Origin of the sequence: Raoultella sp. (genome assembly GCF_039594335.1) — a bacterium.
Taxonomy (GTDB): Bacteria; Pseudomonadota; Gammaproteobacteria; order Enterobacterales; family Enterobacteriaceae; genus Klebsiella.
Genome location: NZ_JBCNNS010000010.1, coordinates 1 through 16,744 on the forward strand (window position 1 = coordinate 1; position 16,744 = coordinate 16,744).

Sequence of the window (16,744 nt, forward strand, 5' to 3'; positions counted from 1 at the left end):
CCGATTCAAAAAATCAGCTTTCTGGTTCGCCAGTTCAGGCTGCTCTTCAGGTTCCTTGATTCTTTGCTCGGGTGTGAGTGGGATAGTTGTCTGAGCCACAGGCAGTTTCCTCTTCACCAGGTCAGGAAGTCCGGGGCTCCAGTCAAGCCGGCCATATTTACGCTGCCAGACAAGCACGGTGGAGCGCCCCTGAATGCCATATCGCTGTTGAAGCCTGCTTGCAGGTCATCTCGCCTTTTTCGACCGGCTCAACGACAGCTATTTTAAAGAACGGAGGATAATCACGTTGGGTACGTTTGAACGCAGTCATTATCACGTTCTCCGGATTTAAATCAGGAACGTGTCAACGCTATTCAGGATGGATCAAGGGCAAAAAAAAGACGCTTTTCAGCGTCTTTTTTTCGGAATATTGGTACCGAGGACGGGACTTGAACCCGTAAGCCCAATCGGGCACTACCACCTCAAGGTAGCGTGTCTACCAATTCCACCACCTCGGCACGGATATAACTATTAGTGCGGGATATCGCTGCTCGGCTGTGCCGGAGCTGCTGGCTGAGTCTGCTCGGTTTTCGGCGCGCTCAGATTGTCCCACTCACTTCCTTTATTGGTCTTGTTGCTGTTGATATTGCCCAGCACCAAACTGATGATGAAGAACAACGCTGCCAGGATACCAGTCATGCGGGTCATGAAGTTACCAGAACCGCTGGATCCAAACAATGTGCCGGAAGCGCCTGCTCCGAAGGAGGCTCCCATATCAGCGCCTTTACCTTGCTGCAGCATGATCAGACCAATGAGGCCAATCGCTACAATAAGGAAAACAACTAAAAGAGCTTCTTGCATAATCAACCTGTTCCTTGCGGATTCGCCGCATACCAATTGCTTCAACCAATAAAGCGGGAGATCTTAATGTTTCCCACTGAAGCGGGTGTGAATACTAACCAAAGCGAATGACCTTCGCAAGGGCAATTTCGGCGCATTGTATCAACTGCGGAAAAAAACAGCAAAAAACGATCTTTTGGCGAAGAAAAAGGCGGTAAGCGCCGCCTTTTTAAACACTTAGCCCCCTGTAAGTCCGTTCATGTTGTCTGGCGCTGACAGCACCACCGCTCAAACGAGCAAATGAATAACCGGCTTAATCAGGCGTTTTTCACCGCTTCGGCGATACGGTGAGCGAACTCATGCACCTGCGCTTCGTGCTCTCCTTCGACCATGACGCGAATGAGTGGCTCAGTACCCGACTTACGTAGCAGCACACGGCCACGGTTGCCCAATGCCGCTTCCACTTCAGCCATAACCGCTTTCACATTCTCATGTTCCAGCGGGTTACCACTACCTTCAGTGAAACGAACGTTAACCAGGATTTGCGGGAACATTTTCATGCCGCTACACAGATCATGCAGACTCATGTGGTTACGCACCATCGCCGCCACAACCTGCAGACTCGCGACGATACCGTCACCGGTGGTGGTTTTATCCAGCAGGATAACGTGACCGGAGTTTTCCGCCCCGATACGCCAGCCTTTCTCCTGCAGTTTCTCAAGGACATAGCGGTCACCCACTTTAGCCCGGACAAACGGAATGCCCAGCTGTTTGAGCGCCAGCTCCAGCCCCATATTACTCATTAACGTTCCCACCGCGCCGCCGCGTAGCTGGCCCTGCCGCAGACCTTCCCGGGCGATGATATACAGAATCTGATCGCCATCAACCTTGTTACCCTCATGGTCGACCATAATGACGCGGTCGCCATCGCCATCATAGGCGATACCCAGATCGGCTTTTTCGGCCAGTACACGTGCCTGTAGGGCGCGTACGTCGGTCGCCCCGACCTCTTCGTTGATATTGAGCCCGTTCGGCTCACAACCCATCGCAATCACCTTAGCACCCAACTCGCGGAACACATTCGGCGCAATGTGATAGGTCGCGCCATGCGCGCAATCGACAACTACTTTTAGTGCATTCAGACTCAGTTCGTTCGGGAAAGTGCCTTTGCAGAACTCAATATAACGGCCGGCGGCGTCCACGATACGGCTGGCTTTACCCAACTCAGCCGAATCGACACAGGTGAGCTCTTTTTCCATTTCGGCTTCAATCGCCTCTTCTACGTTATCCGGCAGCTTTGTGCCTTCAATAGAGAAGAACTTGATCCCGTTGTCATAGAATGGGTTATGCGAAGCTGAAATGACAATCCCCGCTTCAGCACGAAAGGCTCGCGTCAGGTAAGCCACCGCCGGAGTGGGCATCGGACCAGTGAAAGAAGCGGAAAGCCCCGCCGCAGCCAGTCCAGCCTCCAGCGCCGATTCCAGCATATAGCCGGAGATACGGGTATCTTTACCAATAATGATTTTGCGTGAACCGTGGCGCGCCAGCACCTTGCCCGCAGCCCAGCCCAGTTTGAGCACGAATTCCGGGGTAATAGGCGCATCACCCACGCGGCCACGGATACCATCGGTGCCAAAATATTTGCGGTTACTCATAACGTTTATTTTCCTTTGTGCTCAGGGTGGCTTCCACCACGCGTAGCGCTTCTACCGTTTCTTTGACGTCATGGACGCGAATAATCTGCGCGCCCTGCATCGCTGCAATCACCGCACACGCCAGGCTACCGTTGAGGCGTTCCGTCGGCCCGACGTTAAGCAGTTGACCAATCATCGATTTACGCGACATACCGACCAGCAACGGGAAACCGAACTGGTGGAACTCACCGAGTCGAGCAAGTAGCTCATAATTATGGGCAAGATTTTTACCGAAACCGAATCCTGGGTCGAGCAACAATTTCTCTTTTGCGATACCCGCCCGCTCACAGCGCACGATATGCTCGGTGAAAAAGCGGGCGACATCGGCAAAGACATCATCGTATTTCGGCGCTTCCTGCATCGTTTTTGGCTGTCCCTGCATATGCATCAGACACACCGGTAGCCCGCTTTGTGCAGCGGCTTCCAGCGCCCCTGGTTCGGTCAGCGAACGGATATCGTTAATAATATGTGCGCCAGCCCGTGCGGACTCACGGATCACTTCTGGCTTCGACGTGTCTACCGAGATCCAGACTTCAAAACGTTGAGCAACAGCCTCCACCACCGGAATCACGCGCGCCAGCTCTTCCTCGACACTCACATCCAACGCCCCGGGGCGGGTCGATTCGCCGCCGATATCAATGATAGTCGCACCCGCGTTTATCATCAGATTGGCATGCTTAACCGCCTCCACGAGCGAATTATGTGTGCCACCATCGGAGAATGAATCTGGCGTCACGTTAAGGATACCCATCACATTCGGATGGGAGAGGTCGAGGGTTGAGCCCTGGGCTACGAGTTTCATCGCGAAATCCATGAATCCGGAAGGTTAATAAAAAGAAAAACCCCGGAGCGGCAAGCGCCCCGGGGTTTCGATATACACAACAACATCAACGCAGCTAACTTATTTGTCGCCCAGTTGCTCTGACATGGTGTTACCCGGGTTCGGCGTGCGCGGTTCATCGACCGGACGCGGTGCACTCGGGGTGCCATTATTGCCAGAGTTATTGGTGCCGTGCGGATCTTCCCATCCCGCAGGTGGGCGAACTTCGCGACGAGCCATCAGGTCATCAATCTGCGGTGCGTCGATAGTCTCATATTTCATGAGCGCATCTTTCATCGAATGCAGGATGTCCATGTTGTCATTTAGAATCTGACGAGCACGGTTATAGTTGCGTTCAACCAGCGATTTCACTTCCTGGTCGATGATACGTGCCGTTTCATCGGACATATGTTTCGCTTTCGCGACGCTACGCCCCAGGAACACCTCGCCCTCTTCTTCCGCATACAGCAGCGGACCGAGTTTGTCGGAGAAGCCCCACTGCGTCACCATGTTACGCGCCAGGTTGGTCGCGACTTTAATGTCGTTCGACGCACCGGTAGAAACATGTTCCACACCGTAGATAATCTCTTCCGCCAGACGACCGCCATACAGGGTCGAAATCTGGCTTTCCAGCTTCTGACGGCTGGCGCTGATAGCATCGCCTTCCGGCAGGAAGAACGTCACGCCCAGCGCACGACCGCGCGGGATAATCGTCACCTTGTGCACCGGATCGTGTTCCGGTACCAGGCGGCCGATAATCGCATGGCCCGCTTCGTGGTAAGCGGTAGATTCTTTCTGCGCTTCGGTCATCACCATGGAGCGGCGTTCCGCACCCATCATGATTTTGTCTTTCGCTTTTTCGAACTCGACCATCGATACTACGCGTTTGTTGCCACGGGCAGCAAACAGAGCGGCTTCGTTGACCAGGTTCGCGAGATCCGCCCCCGAGAAGCCCGGGGTACCGCGCGCAATGATTGCCGCGTCGATATCCGGCGACAGCGGGACGCGGCGCATGTGAACTTTCAGAATCTGTTCACGACCGCGGACATCCGGCAGCCCTACGACAACCTGACGGTCAAAACGGCCTGGACGCAGCAGCGCCGGGTCAAGCACGTCCGGACGGTTGGTCGCCGCGATAACGATAATGCCTTCGTTACCTTCGAAGCCATCCATCTCAACCAGCATCTGGTTAAGCGTCTGTTCACGTTCATCGTGACCGCCGCCCAGACCGGCGCCACGCTGGCGACCGACGGCGTCGATTTCATCGATGAAGATAATGCATGGTGCCGCTTTCTTGGCCTGCTCGAACATGTCACGCACACGAGATGCGCCCACGCCGACGAACATTTCAACGAAGTCAGAACCAGAAATGGTGAAGAACGGCACTTTCGCTTCACCGGCGATAGCTTTCGCCAGCAGCGTTTTACCGGTACCCGGAGGGCCGACCATCAGGACGCCTTTCGGGATTTTACCGCCCAGCTTCTGGAAGCGGCTCGGTTCACGCAGGTATTCAACCAGCTCACCGACTTCCTCTTTCGCTTCGTCACAACCGGCGACATCGGCAAAAGTGGTTTTGATCTGGTCTTCCGTCAGCATACGGGCTTTGCTTTTGCCGAAGGACATCGCGCCCTTTCCGCCGCCGCCCTGCATTTGCCGCATGAAGAAGATCCAGACGCCGATCAGCAAGAGCATCGGGAACCAGGAAATAAAGATGGAAGCCAGCAGGCTCGGTTCTTCCGGCGGTTCGCCAACCACTTTGACGTTTTTCGTCAACAGGTTATCGAGCAGCTTCGGATCGTTGACCGGAATGTAAGTCGTGTAACGGTTACTATCTTTCTTGGTAACGTTGATCTCACGTCCGTTGATACGCGCTTCGCGAACCTGGTCCTGGTTGACCTCTTGCAGGAAGGTTGAATAATCCACCTTACGGCCATTAGACTCGCTGGGCCCAAAGCTCTGGAATACTGACATCAGCACAACGGCAATGACCAGCCAGAGTATTAGGTTTTTCGCCATGTCACTCAAGGGATTAACCTCTTATTACAACTGTGTTAAAAACAGCGTCAGGATACTCTATATCCAGCGTCTTTCAAACTTTCGTTTGAAATCTACCGGTTATGGTTTACGCCCGGTCGCTACAATGTACACTTCACGCGAACGTGCGCGAGAAGAGTCCGGCTTACGAACTTTAACCTTCGTAAACAGGGAGCGAATTTCTCTTAGATACTCATCGAAACCTTCGCCCTGGAACACCTTCACCACAAAACTACCACCCGGCGCTAATACATCACGAGCCATTCCAAGCGCCAGTTCCACCAAATACATGGCCCGGGGAATATCCACCGCCGGTGTTCCACACATGTTTGGTGCCATATCGGACATGACAACCTGCACTTTACTGTCACCTACGCGCTCAAGTAACGCGTTCAGAACTAATTCATCACGAAAGTCGCCCTGAAGGAAGTCCACACCAACGATTGGATCCATCGGTAAAAGATCGCAAGCGATGATGCGGCCGCTGTTTCCGATCTGCGTAACCGCATATTGCGACCAGCCACCGGGCGCAGCGCCGAGGTCAACAATGGTCATCCCCGGTTTAAAAATCTTGTCACTTTGCTGTATTTCATCAAGTTTAAACCAGGCACGGGAACGTAACCCCTTTTTCTGTGCCTGTTGAACATATTTATCGCTAAAGTGTTCCTGAAGCCAGCGGCTTGAGCTGGCAGAACGCTTTTTACCTGTCATTTAACATTCCCGTTTCGGGTTCATCATACTTTGCGACGTAAAAATCGACACGGTAGTTTGGCGATATATGGGAGATGGCGGTAGAATGAACCGTTTTCAATCCCAACGTAAGCAAAAAAATACGATGAATCTGAGTACTAAACAAAAACAGCACCTGAAAGGTCTGGCACATCCGCTCAAGCCAGTAGTTATGCTTGGCAACAATGGTTTGACCGAAGGGGTACTGGCCGAGATCGAACAAGCGTTAGAGCACCATGAGCTCATCAAGGTGAAAATCGCATCGGAAGACCGCGAAACTAAAACCTTGATCGTGGAAGCTATCGTGCGCGAAACCGGTGCCTGTAACGTACAGGTCATCGGTAAAACGCTGGTCCTGTATCGCCCAACTAAAGAGCGTAAAATCTCGCTGCCACGCTAAGAATATCCTGAATCTCGACACAACTTTGTGTAAAACGAGGGATTTCTACGGGTAGACGAGCAAAATGCCATGCTCCGGACGTTGATAAAAGGCCGCTATGCGGCCTTTTTCCTTTCTTTACAATCCATCAACATGGTAGCGGGAAATACGGATTAAAGGTACTCGACCTTGATAATTTCGTATTCTACTTCACCGCCTGGTGTGCGGATTGTCACCACATCGTCCTGCTCTTTACCGATCAAACCACGGGCAATCGGTGAGTTCACAGAGATCAGATTTTGTTTAAAATCAGCCTCATCATCACCTACGATGCGGTAAGTCTGTTCTTCATCGGTATCGAGATTCAGGACGGTTACCGTCGCACCAAAAATCACCCGCCCGTTGTTCGGCATTTTGGTGATATCAATAACCTGCGCATTGGACAACTTCGCTTCAATATCCTTAATGCGGCCTTCGCAGAAACCTTGCTGTTCGCGGGCTGCGTGGTACTCAGCGTTCTCTTTCAGATCGCCATGTTCGCGCGCATCGGCAATAGCAGCGATGATTTCAGGACGACGAACGGACTTCAGAAAATCCAGTTCTTCGCGAAGTTTTTCAGCACCACGTAAGGTCATCGGAATAGCTTGCATTTGTTATACCTCTTTATCATTCCTTCATGGAACGGACGCCGCCGTTCCGCCACCAGTCAGGCCTTGAGCAGGACAGGAGCAAAAAGAAAACCGACCCGGAAAACATTCCCCAGATCAGCAGCAATTTTCATTTTGATACGTATTTTACCCTGAAGTTCACTATGGGTCATCGTTTACTTTACAGGGTGTTGCACCGTAGTATGACGGCTCGGTTTCAGGTTGTTAGCGCGAGATTATGCGATTTTCCAGATTTATCATCGGATTGACTGCCGGTATAGCGTTTAGCGCTCAGGCGGCGAACATTGACGAATATATCACCCAGCTTCCTGCAGGTGCTAACCTCGCCTTCATGGCGCAGAAGGTTGGCTCCCCGACGCCGGAGATAGACTTCCACAGTCAGCAGATGGCGCTCCCCGCCAGTACCCAGAAAGTGATCACCGCGCTGGCCGCTCTGCTGCAGCTCGGGCCGAACTTTCGTTTTACCACCACGCTGGAAACCAAAGGCAGCCTTGATGGCGGTGTGCTAAAAGGCGACCTGATTGCCCGTTTTGGCGGCGATCCGACGCTGAAACGTCAGGATATTCGTAATATGGTGGCGACGCTAAAAAAAGCGGGTGTCCAGCGGATCGAGGGGAACGTCTTGATTGATACCTCGGTCTTCGCCAGCCATGACAAGGCCCCTGGCTGGCCGTGGAACGACATGACCCAATGCTTTAGCGCCCCGCCTGCGGCCGCTATCGTTGACCGTAACTGTTTTTCTATCTCGCTGTATAGCGCGCAGAAACCTGGCGATCTGGCCTTTATTCGCGTCGCGTCGTACTACCCGGTGACCATGTTTAGCCAGGTGAGAACGCTGGCCCGCGGCTCCGCTGAGGCCCAATACTGCGAACTCGACGTGGTGACAGGCGACCTGAACCGTTACACCCTGACGGGCTGCCTGCCACAGCGTAGTGAGCCCTTACCTTTGGCTTTCGCCATTCAGGACGGCGCGAGCTATGCCGGCGTGATCCTGAAGTCCGAACTAAACCAGGCTGGGATTACCTATAGCGGTACATTGCTGCGCCAGACTCTGGCGAACGATCCGGGAACCGTGCTGGCTACCACGCAATCAGCCCCGTTGCACGATCTCCTGCGGATCATGTTAAAAAAATCAGACAACATGATTGCGGACACCGTCTTTCGCACCATTGGCCACGCTCGTCTCGGCGTACCGGGAACCTGGCGTGCCGGTTCGGATGCGGTACGCCAGATCCTGCGTCAACAGGCCGGCATCGATCTGGGTAATACGATTATTGCCGACGGTTCCGGTCTGTCGCGGCATAACCTGATTGCTCCGGCGACCATGATGCAGGTGCTGCAATATATCGCCCTGCACGATAATGAACTCAACTTCATCTCCATGCTGCCGCTCGCTGGCCACGATGGTTCGTTACAGTATCGTGCCGGCCTGAATCAGGCGGGAGTTGATGGTAAAGTGTCGGCCAAAACCGGTTCGCTGCAGGGCGTTTACAACCTCGCAGGTTTCATCACCGCCGCCAGCGGGCAAAAAATCGCTTTCGTACAATACCTGTCAGGATATGCTGTACCGCCTGCGGATCAGCGCAACCGCCGGATCCCGCTAGTACGCTTCGAGAGCCGGTTGTATAAAGATTTGTATCAGAACAACTAAGACAAAAGGGCCGCATCAAATGCGGCCCTTTTTAGTGCGTTCTGAACCGCTTTCCGGCATATTCGGGAGTAGTCCTGCCGTCGCCCCGATCAACAATGTACCGGGGCACGCCAGCGACTTAACGCTTATAGATGAACTCGACGCCTTCTTCGTCGTCTTCGTCCCAGTCGTCATCCCAGTCTTCGTCGTCTTCGACTTCAACTTCGGCTTCTTCAAGCTGCTGACGGTGGTAGTCATCCCACATAAACTCGACTTTTTCAGGCGCTTTCTCTTCCTGAGCATGAACGATTGGGTTTTCGATGATAAAGGTCATCACATCCCAGCACAGATCTTTGACGCCCTGCTGGCTGGCCGCGGAGATAAGGTAGAACTTCTCTTCCCAGCCCAGCGCCTCAGCAATGGCTTTCGCCTTCGCTTCAGCTTCCGCTTTATCCATCAGGTCAATCTTGTTAAAGACTAACCAACGTGGTTTCTCAGCCAGTTTCTCGCTGTATTTCTCCAGCTCACCGATGATAATACGCGCGTTCTCTACCGGATCGGAGCCGTCAATCGGCTCGATATCGATGAGATGCAGCAGCACGCGGCAGCGTTCAAGGTGCTTCAGGAAGCGAATACCCAGGCCTGCACCTTCCGCTGCGCCTTCGATAAGCCCAGGAATATCGGCGACAACAAAGCTCTTCTCGTTATCCATACGCACAACGCCAAGGCTCGGCACCAGCGTGGTAAACGGATAATCGGCCACTTTCGGCTTCGCCGCAGAAACGGCGCGGATGAAGGTGGATTTGCCAGCATTCGGCATACCCAGCATCCCGACGTCTGCCAGCAGCATCAGCTCCAGCTGCAGATCGCGCTTGTCGCCCGGCGTTCCCATCGTTTTCTGACGCGGAGTACGGTTAACGGACGATTTGAAACGGGTGTTGCCCAGACCGTGCCAGCCGCCTTTAGCGACCATCAGACGCTGACCATGTTTAGTCATATCGCCCATGACTTCGCCGGTCCCTTGATCGATAACACGGGTCCCTACAGGCACTTTGACCGACACGTCTTTACCACGTTTACCGGTACAGTCGCGGCTCTGGCCATTCTGTCCACGCTCGGCGCGGAAGGATTTTTCAAAACGGTAATCAATCAGGGTGTTCAGGTTTTCGTCCGCTTCCAGCCAGACATCACCGCCATCACCACCGTCGCCGCCGTCCGGGCCGCCTCTCGGGATATATTTTTCACGGCGGAAGCTAACGCAACCATTGCCGCCATCACCTGCTACGACCAGGATTGTTGCTTCATCAACAAACTTCATTTTACTCTCCGAAAATCATTCGCCTGAGCGGGGCAGCGGTACAACCGCTTCACGCTTACGTAAGCCACCCCAAAGACGGTGGCCTATGGCGGAATACATCGCGCCCGCAACCACGACAAACGCACCGAGATAACCTAACAGGTTTAACATCGGTCTGGCGAAAACATCGGGCCAGGCCAGTGATAATAAATCTGAAAAAAGCAGCGTAAACAAAGGCGTTAAGGTAATCAACGCGCTCACCTGAGCGGCCTGCCAGCGCGCCATGGCTTCCGCCAGCGCACCGTAGCCTACCAGGGTATTTAACCCGCAGAAAATCAGGCACGCCAGTTGCCAGTTGCTTAACGCCAGAACTTGTGAAAGCGTCGCCAACGGCAGCAACGCTATCGTACATAAAGTGTACAACAAAAAGAGGATTTGCTGTGACGCCAGGCGGCGTAATAACACCTTTTGCGCGACGCCGTAGCTGACCCAAACCGCAGCCGCTGCAACGCCAAAAATTACCCCCCACGTGTAATCCGTCAGGCGAGTAAAAATCTCAATCAGGCTGGTGTTAAAGAACATCACCAGCCCGCAAATCAACATCAATGCCCCCACAACCTGGGTACCGCGCATTTTCTCCTTAAGGATGAACACGCTGGCCACCATCATGCCGACCGGAGATAGCTGGCCGATCACCTGAGACGCCGTGGGACTAAGATATTGCAGGGAAGAGCTGAACAGAATGAAGTTACCAAACAGGCCCCCCGTCGCAATGGCCAGCAGTACCAGCCAGCGCGGTTTGCGAAAAAGGCGCAGCGGCGGCAGTTTACCTCTGATAGCGAGGATTACGCCAAGGCCGATACTTGCCATCAGAAAGCGATAAAACACCACCGTTGGCGGCTCCATCACTTCAAGGACCTGCTTCATGGCAATGGGCAATGCCCCCCAGCACATCGCGGTGGTGAGCGCCAAAACAATGCCCATGCCGGCCTGTTGCTTCATACCCGTTTTCCCTGCAGAAAAATATCCGGGATTCTAATGTAAAAAGCCCCGCAACACGTTGCGGGGCTTTAATCCGTTACCGGACCACGAAAAACTTACTCAGCAACGATGCTGATGTATTTACGGTTGTTCGGGCCTTTAACTTCAAATTTCACTTTACCGTCTGCTTTCGCAAACAGAGTGTGGTCACGACCGCAACCTACGTTAGCGCCCGCGTGGAATTTGGTGCCACGCTGACGAACGATGATGCTACCCGCCAGAACGGATTCGCCACCGAAACGCTTAACGCCCAGGCGTTTAGCTTCTGAGTCGCGACCGTTACGAGTTGAGCCGCCAGCCTTTTTATGTGCCATTTAAATCTCTCCTCAGGTCTTAGGCGCTGATGCCAGTAATTTTCACATCAGTGAACCACTGACGATGGCCCTGCTGCTTACGGTAGTGTTTACGACGACGAAACTTAACGATTTTAACTTTCTCGCCACGACCATGAGCAACAACTTCAGCTTTGATTACGCCGCCCTCAACGAAAGGAACGCCGATCTTGATTTCTTCACCGTTTGCGATCATCAGCACTTCAGCGAACTCAACAGCTTCGCCAGTTGCGATGTCCAGCTTTTCCAGGCGAATGGTCTGACCTTCGCTTACTCGGTGTTGTTTACCACCACTTTGGAAAACCGCGTACATATAAAACTCCGCTTCCGCGCACCTCTTCGTGTGATTCAGAGTGCGCTATAAATATTCACAATAGGGCGCGAATATTACGCAAAACGCGAGCCTTTGACAAGAGCGATTAGCGATCAACGCAGAAAAAAAACACAACTTTCACGCGAACGTTTATCTATGGCAATTTTTCAGTACAATCATAGCTTCATTTAATTCTATCTTAATCCTTCTGTGAACCCACACGGATTCGCGGTAACAGGACATGTGGCCCGGCTTTTGCGATGAATTTAGAAAAAATCAATGAGTTAACCGCGCAGGATATGGCGGGTGTCAATGCGACAATCCTTGAGCAACTTGACTCAGATGTTCAGCTTATCAATCAATTAGGCTATTACATCGTTAGCGGAGGCGGTAAACGTATACGTCCGATGATTGCGGTTCTTGCCGCCCGGGCAGTGGGTTACCAGGGCGAAGCACACGTCACTATTGCCGCACTGATCGAATTTATTCATACCGCTACCTTGCTGCATGATGATGTCGTTGATGAATCCGATATGCGCCGCGGCAAGGCAACGGCAAACGCCGCTTTTGGCAACGCAGCCAGCGTGCTGGTTGGTGATTTTATCTATACCCGCTCTTTCCAGATGATGACCAGCCTCGGTTCGCTAAAAGTACTGGAAGTGATGTCTAAAGCCGTTAACGTCATTGCCGAGGGTGAAGTGCTGCAGTTGATGAACGTTAACGACCCGGACATCACTGAAGAAAACTATATGCGGGTCATTTACAGCAAAACAGCCCGCCTGTTTGAAGCCGCCGCACAGTGTTCCGGCATCCTGGCCGGTTGTACCGTCGAACAGGAGCAAGCGCTTCAGGACTATGGTCGTTATCTGGGCACCGCATTCCAGCTGATCGACGATTTACTGGACTACAGTTCTGACGGTGAGCGCCTCGGCAAAAACGTGGGTGATGACCTGAACGAAGGCAAACCGACGTTACCGTTATTGCATGCCATGCGTCACGGCTCTCCGGAGCAGTCAGCGATGATTCGCGGAGCGATTGAACAAGGCAACGGGCGCCACCTTCTTGATGAGGTTCTCGAGACGATGGCGACCTGCGGTTCACTGGAATGGACCCGTAAACGTGCGGAAGAAGAAGCGGACAAGGCCATTGCTGTACTTCAGGTATTACCAGATTCCCCGTGGCGTGAAGCGCTTATCGGTCTTGCCCATATTGCGGTTCAGCGCGACCACTGATATCCCTCTCCCCGGTTCCCGCACCCATCGCGGGAACGCTCTGAAAAGTTCCAGTAAAATCCATACCCTGCCCTTTATCCTGGTATATTCCGAATATAAAGACACCTTACAAGAACTTGTTAGAACTTAATTAAACCTGGGAGTATAGTCATTCCGTTGCTCATATATCAGGCAAACGGGATCACCACCACCAGGAGAATTTATGGAAAAGTTCATCGACTGGCATCCAGCAGATATCATTGCCGGATTGCGCAAAAAAGGGACGTCGCTGGCAGCGGAGTCGCGGCGTAACGGCTTGAGTTCTTCAACGCTGGCGAATGCATTGACCCGGCCGTGGCCAAAAGGCGAGCTGATTATTGCTCATGCGCTGGATACCAAGCCGTGGATTATCTGGCCCTCACGCTATCATGACCCGGTGACACATCAGTTTATCGACAGAACGCAAATGATACGTCAGAAAAAAGAGAGTGAATGAAGACGGTTCGCTGAGTAAAACAGAACGGAATAAAAAAACAGCCCCAGGGCACACGTCAAGGGGCTGTTATCACCACAGATTTACTCGCCTTTTACGCGTTCAATATTCGCACCCAGCGCCTGCAGTTTATCTTCGATACGCTCGTACCCACGATCGATATGGTAGATGCGATCAACAATCGTGGTCCCTTCAGCGATACAGCCGGCCAGTACCAGACTTGCTGACGCACGCAGGTCGGTCGCCATCACCTGCGCACCGGAAAGCTGCGCCACGCCGTGGCATATCGCCGTATTGCTTTCGATCTCCGCGTGTGCCCCCATACGGATCAGTTCCGGAATATGCATGAAACGGTTTTCAAAGATCGTTTCAGTAATCACACCGGTCCCTTCCGCGACCAGGTTCAGCAGCGTGAACTGCGCCTGCATGTCGGTCGGGAAACCCGGGTGTGGCGCGGTACGCACATTGACGGCTTTCGGACGGTTACCGTGCATATCCAGGCTAATCCAGTCTTGGCCGATTTCGATATCTGCGCCCGCATCGCGCAGCTTGGCCAGTACGGCATCCAGGGTATCAGGCTGTGCGTTGCGGCAAACAATCTTACCGCCGGATATTGCCGCAGCGACCAGGAAGGTACCGGTTTCGATACGGTCTGGCAGAACACGGTATACGCCGCCGCCCAGACGCTCTACGCCTTCGATGGTGATACGATCAGTCCCCTGGCCTTTAATTTTCGCGCCCAGCGTATTGAGGAAGTTCGCCGTATCGACGATTTCCGGCTCACGTGCGGCGTTTTCAATAACGGTGGTGCCTTCCGCCAGTGTCGCTGCACTCATAATGGTCACGGTCGCGCCAACGCTAACCTTATCCATCACAATATGTGCGCCTTTGAGACGTCCGTTAACCGACGCCTTCACATAACCTTCTTCCAGCTTGATCTCTGCGCCCAGCTGCTCAAGGCCAATAATATGCAAATCGACCGGACGCGCACCGATAGCACAACCGCCCGGCAGTGAAACCTGTCCCTGGCCAAAGCGCGCCACCAGCGGGCCCAGCGCCCAAATTGAAGCACGCATCGTTTTGACCAGATCGTACGGCGCACAGAATACATCGACCGGACCCGCATCGATCCAGACTGACCCATTGCGCTTCACGTTGGCGCCGAGCTGACTCAGCAGTTTCATCGTGGTATCGATGTCTTTCAGTTTTGGTACGTTCTGGATCTCAATCGGCTCATCTGCCAGCAGTGCAGCAAAGAGGATCGGCAGGGCGGCATTTTTCGCACCGGAGATGGTGACTTCCCCCTGGAGGCGTGTCGGCCCCTGAACACGGAATTTATCCATTGATTCTGTTCTCTGTTAAGAATTCACATACGCTGCGGGGAACATCCCTGCAGCTTAAAAGCCGTTGAGTTTGCGGTCCCGGGCCCATTCTTGCGGGGTAAACGCTTTGATCGACAGAGCATGAATACGGTTGTCGGCAATGTATTCCATCAGCGGAGCGTAGACGGCCTGCTGTTTTTTTACCCGGCTCATGCCGTCAAACATCTCACCCACAGCAATAACCTGAAAGTGACTGCCATCGCCAGAGACGTGGACTTCCTGAAGGGAGAGTGCGTTCATCAGCACGGTCTGAATTTCATGATTTTCCATGGGTTCAAATTTTATCTGGTAGTGAAAATAGCTCAACATCTTAGAGGAAAGTGGCGCGGTCTTAAATAAGCAAAAAGCCCCATCGAAGATATTGATGGGGCTTTCAGGATAACCTCAGCAGTAACGCACTGAAAAATTATGGGATCACATCGGCGGGAAGGTTGTAAAGACTGACTAGAGTTTGCAGATTGTCGCTCTTGCCAACCAGTTTCGCTTCCCGGCCCTGGTGGCGAATTAACGCCACAAAGTGCACCAGCAGCGCCAGGCCAGCGGTATCCACCCGGGTCAGCGCGTTCAAGTCGATAGTCGATACGCCATCGGTCGCTTGTACTCGGGCTTCCCAGAGCGGGACCAGCAGATCCTGGTCCAGCTCTCCGTGCAACGCCAGTCGCTCACCGTCGCGAGTCCAGCTCAGCTGCCCGGTCATTATTTTTTCTGTTCCAGAGTGATCGGCTGCGCGGAGATCGCTTTCAGTTGCGCGGTCAGGCCATCGACGCCTTTGGTGCGCAGCAGGTCGCTCCACTCGTTTTGCTTGGTGGTGATCATGCTGACCCCTTCGGCAATCATATCGTAAGCCTGCCAGTTACCCGTCTGGGTGTTTTTACGCCACTGGAAATCCAGACGTACCGGAGGGCGACCATTTGGATCGACGATCGTCACGCGGATAGGGATGATCGTCGCATCACCCAACGGTTGTTCCGGCGCAATCTGATAGGTTTGGCCATGGTACATAGCCAGTGCCTGGCCATAGGCCTGCTTCAGGTATTCGCGAAAGGCCACAAAGTAGGCTTCGCGCTGTGCGGGGGTCGCCTCTTTATAATAGCGGCCCAGAACCAGCGCGCCGGCATACTTCACCTGAACATACGGCATCAGCTCCTGGTCAACGATTTCGCGCAGATAGTTTGGGTTAGCCTGAATCTTCGACTGCTCATTTTTTAGCCGATCGAAAGTTTTCTGCGCCGCTTCGTTCATCAGCTTATAGGGATTGGACTGATCCGCCGCCGTAGCAGCCGTCAAGGGAGCAATCGCCAGCATGGCGATCATCAGTAAGCGTTTAAACATAGGGTGTCTCTCCTGAAATTAATGCGTCGTGGCGGCCGGTGGCGTCGCGCTAGTATGGCTATCTCTCGCTGCCGAATCATCGCCAGAATTCTTATTGTCACTGCCCTTACTGCTATAAAGGAACTGACCAATCAGGTCTTCCAGCACCATGGCAGACTTGGTGTCCTGAATCGTGCTGCCATCTTTAAGAATAGACGTCCCCAGTTCCGGATCGTCGAAACCGATATTCAGCGCCAGGTACTGTTCTCCCAGCAGACCTGAAGTACGAATGGCCAGCGAGCTGGAATCAGGAATATGGTTGTAGCGCTCATCAATATCGAGCGCGACGCGCGGCAGGTAGGTTTTCGGTTCCAGGGTAATATCCGCCACCCGGCCCACAACCACACCGCCAATACGGACCGGAGAACGCACCTTCAGCCCACCAATATTGTCAAAGGTGGCGTAGATTCGATACGTCGGTTCGGTACGTAAAGAGGTCACGTTGGCGGCTTTGAGGCAGATAAACAGCGCAGCCAGCAACGCAACCAGTAAGAACACACCTACCCAGATTTCACTTTTTTTCGTTTGCAT

General features: G+C 53.3%; 19 protein-coding genes, 1 tRNA gene and 1 pseudogene. 4 read left to right on the forward strand and 17 right to left on the reverse strand.

From position 1 onward, the window contains the following. The 7 genes and pseudogenes from ACZAHD_RS02905 to rlmE all read right to left on the reverse strand — a co-directional run. Positions 1–310: pseudogene (locus ACZAHD_RS02905) on the reverse strand (helix-turn-helix domain-containing protein); the annotation flags it as partial. 100 nt (positions 311–410) lie between these two features. Further along, positions 411–497: transfer RNA gene (locus tag ACZAHD_RS02910), tRNA-Leu, on the reverse strand. A gap of 13 nt (positions 498–510) precedes the next feature. Further along, positions 511–840, reverse strand: a complete 330-nt coding sequence (gene secG / locus ACZAHD_RS02915; protein ID WP_462455462.1) for a preprotein translocase subunit SecG — start codon at positions 838–840, stop codon at positions 511–513. Between the two features lie 296 nt (positions 841–1,136). Continuing rightward, positions 1,137–2,474, reverse strand: coding sequence for a phosphoglucosamine mutase (gene glmM, locus ACZAHD_RS02920; RefSeq protein ID WP_462455463.1), 1,338 nt, complete (start codon positions 2,472–2,474; stop codon positions 1,137–1,139). Further along, positions 2,467–3,315: a dihydropteroate synthase gene (gene folP, locus ACZAHD_RS02925; protein ID WP_462455464.1), complete on the reverse strand. Its 849-nt coding sequence runs from the start codon at positions 3,313–3,315 to the stop codon at positions 2,467–2,469. Before folP ends, glmM begins: the two co-directional genes overlap by 8 nt. A 99-nt stretch (positions 3,316–3,414) precedes the next feature. After that, positions 3,415–5,349: an ATP-dependent zinc metalloprotease FtsH gene (ftsH, locus tag ACZAHD_RS02930; RefSeq protein WP_462455465.1), complete on the reverse strand. Its 1,935-nt coding sequence runs from the start codon at positions 5,347–5,349 to the stop codon at positions 3,415–3,417. 99 nt (positions 5,350–5,448) lie between these two features. Then, on the reverse strand, positions 5,449–6,078 hold the full coding sequence (gene rlmE, locus ACZAHD_RS02935; protein WP_462455466.1) for a 23S rRNA (uridine(2552)-2'-O)-methyltransferase RlmE: 630 nt from the start codon (positions 6,076–6,078) through the stop codon (positions 5,449–5,451). Positions 6,079–6,202: 124 nt separating this feature from the next. On the opposite strand from rlmE, the gene yhbY reads away from it, so the two are divergent. After that, positions 6,203–6,496 (forward strand): ribosome assembly RNA-binding protein YhbY, encoded by a 294-nt coding sequence (yhbY, locus tag ACZAHD_RS02940; protein WP_004139797.1) that lies wholly within the window; start codon positions 6,203–6,205, stop codon positions 6,494–6,496. Between the two features lie 152 nt (positions 6,497–6,648). Here yhbY and greA read toward each other — a convergent pair whose 3' ends face one another. Further along, a complete protein-coding gene (gene greA / locus ACZAHD_RS02945) occupies positions 6,649–7,125 on the reverse strand; it encodes a transcription elongation factor GreA (RefSeq protein WP_462455467.1) in 477 nt (158 codons plus the stop codon). A gap of 235 nt (positions 7,126–7,360) precedes the next feature. Here greA and dacB point away from each other — a divergent pair, with 235 nt between their 5' ends. Then, positions 7,361–8,794 (forward strand): serine-type D-Ala-D-Ala carboxypeptidase, encoded by a 1,434-nt coding sequence (gene dacB, locus ACZAHD_RS02950; protein ID WP_462455468.1) that lies wholly within the window; start codon positions 7,361–7,363, stop codon positions 8,792–8,794. Between the two features lie 118 nt (positions 8,795–8,912). Here dacB and cgtA read toward each other — a convergent pair whose 3' ends face one another. The 4 genes from cgtA to rplU all read right to left on the reverse strand — a co-directional run bounded on the left by cgtA (position 8,913) and on the right by rplU (position 11,756). Beyond that, positions 8,913–10,091: an Obg family GTPase CgtA gene (gene cgtA / locus ACZAHD_RS02955; protein ID WP_462455469.1), complete on the reverse strand. Its 1,179-nt coding sequence runs from the start codon at positions 10,089–10,091 to the stop codon at positions 8,913–8,915. A 15-nt stretch (positions 10,092–10,106) separates the two neighbouring features. Next, positions 10,107–11,072 carry a DMT family transporter gene (locus ACZAHD_RS02960; protein ID WP_462455470.1) on the reverse strand — a complete coding sequence of 322 codons (966 nt, stop codon included), beginning with the start codon at positions 11,070–11,072 and terminating at the stop codon, positions 10,107–10,109. Positions 11,073–11,167: 95 nt separating this feature from the next. Then, positions 11,168–11,425, reverse strand: a complete 258-nt coding sequence (rpmA, locus tag ACZAHD_RS02965) for a 50S ribosomal protein L27 (RefSeq protein ID WP_138362936.1) — start codon at positions 11,423–11,425, stop codon at positions 11,168–11,170. A 19-nt stretch (positions 11,426–11,444) separates the two neighbouring features. Beyond that, a complete protein-coding gene (gene rplU, locus ACZAHD_RS02970) occupies positions 11,445–11,756 on the reverse strand; it encodes a 50S ribosomal protein L21 (RefSeq protein ID WP_004106123.1) in 312 nt (103 codons plus the stop codon). Between the two features lie 260 nt (positions 11,757–12,016). Here rplU and ispB point away from each other — a divergent pair, with 260 nt between their 5' ends. After that, on the forward strand, positions 12,017–12,988 hold the full coding sequence (gene ispB / locus ACZAHD_RS02975) for an octaprenyl diphosphate synthase (protein WP_462455471.1): 972 nt from the start codon (positions 12,017–12,019) through the stop codon (positions 12,986–12,988). A gap of 202 nt (positions 12,989–13,190) precedes the next feature. After that, positions 13,191–13,463: a DNA-binding transcriptional regulator SfsB gene (gene sfsB, locus ACZAHD_RS02980; RefSeq protein ID WP_032690574.1), complete on the forward strand. Its 273-nt coding sequence runs from the start codon at positions 13,191–13,193 to the stop codon at positions 13,461–13,463. 80 nt (positions 13,464–13,543) lie between these two features. Here sfsB and murA read toward each other — a convergent pair whose 3' ends face one another. The 5 genes from murA to mlaD all read right to left on the reverse strand — a co-directional run bounded on the left by murA (position 13,544) and on the right by mlaD (position 16,744). After that, positions 13,544–14,803 carry a UDP-N-acetylglucosamine 1-carboxyvinyltransferase gene (gene murA / locus ACZAHD_RS02985; protein WP_462455472.1) on the reverse strand — a complete coding sequence of 420 codons (1,260 nt, stop codon included), beginning with the start codon at positions 14,801–14,803 and terminating at the stop codon, positions 13,544–13,546. 54 nt (positions 14,804–14,857) lie between these two features. Further along, entirely contained in the window at positions 14,858–15,112 is a 255-nt protein-coding gene (ibaG, locus tag ACZAHD_RS02990; protein WP_015585657.1) for a BolA family iron metabolism protein IbaG, read from the reverse strand. 136 nt (positions 15,113–15,248) lie between these two features. Next, the gene (gene mlaB / locus ACZAHD_RS02995; RefSeq protein ID WP_462455473.1) at positions 15,249–15,539 is read right to left on the reverse strand and encodes a lipid asymmetry maintenance protein MlaB; all 291 of its coding nucleotides are present in this window, start codon (positions 15,537–15,539) and stop codon (positions 15,249–15,251) included. Then, complete coding sequence (gene mlaC / locus ACZAHD_RS03000; protein WP_462455474.1) at positions 15,539–16,174, reverse strand: phospholipid-binding protein MlaC; 636 nt, start codon at positions 16,172–16,174, stop codon at positions 15,539–15,541. Before mlaC ends, mlaB begins: the two co-directional genes overlap by 1 nt. Positions 16,175–16,192: 18 nt before the next feature. Continuing rightward, complete coding sequence (gene mlaD / locus ACZAHD_RS03005; RefSeq protein ID WP_462455475.1) at positions 16,193–16,744, reverse strand: outer membrane lipid asymmetry maintenance protein MlaD; 552 nt, start codon at positions 16,742–16,744, stop codon at positions 16,193–16,195.

Excerpts from the sequence above, each read along its gene's own strand:
- ACZAHD_RS02960 (WP_462455470.1), bottom strand. The coding sequence starts at position 11,072 with ATGAAGCAACAGGCCGGCATGGGCATTGTTTTGGCGCTCACCACCGCG.
- mlaD (WP_462455475.1), bottom strand. The coding sequence starts at position 16,744 with ATGCAAACGAAAAAAAGTGAAATCTGGGTAGGTGTGTTCTTACTGGTT.
- greA (WP_462455467.1), bottom strand. The coding sequence starts at position 7,125 with ATGCAAGCTATTCCGATGACCTTACGTGGTGCTGAAAAACTTCGCGAA.
- mlaB (WP_462455473.1), bottom strand. The coding sequence starts at position 15,539 with ATGACCGGGCAGCTGAGCTGGACTCGCGACGGTGAGCGACTGGCGTTG.
- rlmE (WP_462455466.1), bottom strand. The coding sequence starts at position 6,078 with ATGACAGGTAAAAAGCGTTCTGCCAGCTCAAGCCGCTGGCTTCAGGAA.
- ftsH (WP_462455465.1), bottom strand. The coding sequence starts at position 5,349 with ATGGCGAAAAACCTAATACTCTGGCTGGTCATTGCCGTTGTGCTGATG.
- rplU (WP_004106123.1), bottom strand. The coding sequence starts at position 11,756 with ATGTACGCGGTTTTCCAAAGTGGTGGTAAACAACACCGAGTAAGCGAA.
- glmM (WP_462455463.1), bottom strand. The coding sequence starts at position 2,474 with ATGAGTAACCGCAAATATTTTGGCACCGATGGTATCCGTGGCCGCGTG.
- murA (WP_462455472.1), bottom strand. The coding sequence starts at position 14,803 with ATGGATAAATTCCGTGTTCAGGGGCCGACACGCCTCCAGGGGGAAGTC.
- mlaC (WP_462455474.1), bottom strand. The coding sequence starts at position 16,174 with ATGTTTAAACGCTTACTGATGATCGCCATGCTGGCGATTGCTCCCTTG.
- secG (WP_462455462.1), bottom strand. The coding sequence starts at position 840 with ATGCAAGAAGCTCTTTTAGTTGTTTTCCTTATTGTAGCGATTGGCCTC.
- yhbY (WP_004139797.1), top strand. The coding sequence starts at position 6,203 with ATGAATCTGAGTACTAAACAAAAACAGCACCTGAAAGGTCTGGCACAT.
- ibaG (WP_015585657.1), bottom strand. The coding sequence starts at position 15,112 with ATGGAAAATCATGAAATTCAGACCGTGCTGATGAACGCACTCTCCCTT.
- cgtA (WP_462455469.1), bottom strand. The coding sequence starts at position 10,091 with ATGAAGTTTGTTGATGAAGCAACAATCCTGGTCGTAGCAGGTGATGGC.
- dacB (WP_462455468.1), top strand. The coding sequence starts at position 7,361 with ATGCGATTTTCCAGATTTATCATCGGATTGACTGCCGGTATAGCGTTT.
- sfsB (WP_032690574.1), top strand. The coding sequence starts at position 13,191 with ATGGAAAAGTTCATCGACTGGCATCCAGCAGATATCATTGCCGGATTG.
- folP (WP_462455464.1), bottom strand. The coding sequence starts at position 3,315 with ATGAAACTCGTAGCCCAGGGCTCAACCCTCGACCTCTCCCATCCGAAT.
- rpmA (WP_138362936.1), bottom strand. The coding sequence starts at position 11,425 with ATGGCACATAAAAAGGCTGGCGGCTCAACTCGTAACGGTCGCGACTCA.
- ispB (WP_462455471.1), top strand. The coding sequence starts at position 12,017 with ATGAATTTAGAAAAAATCAATGAGTTAACCGCGCAGGATATGGCGGGT.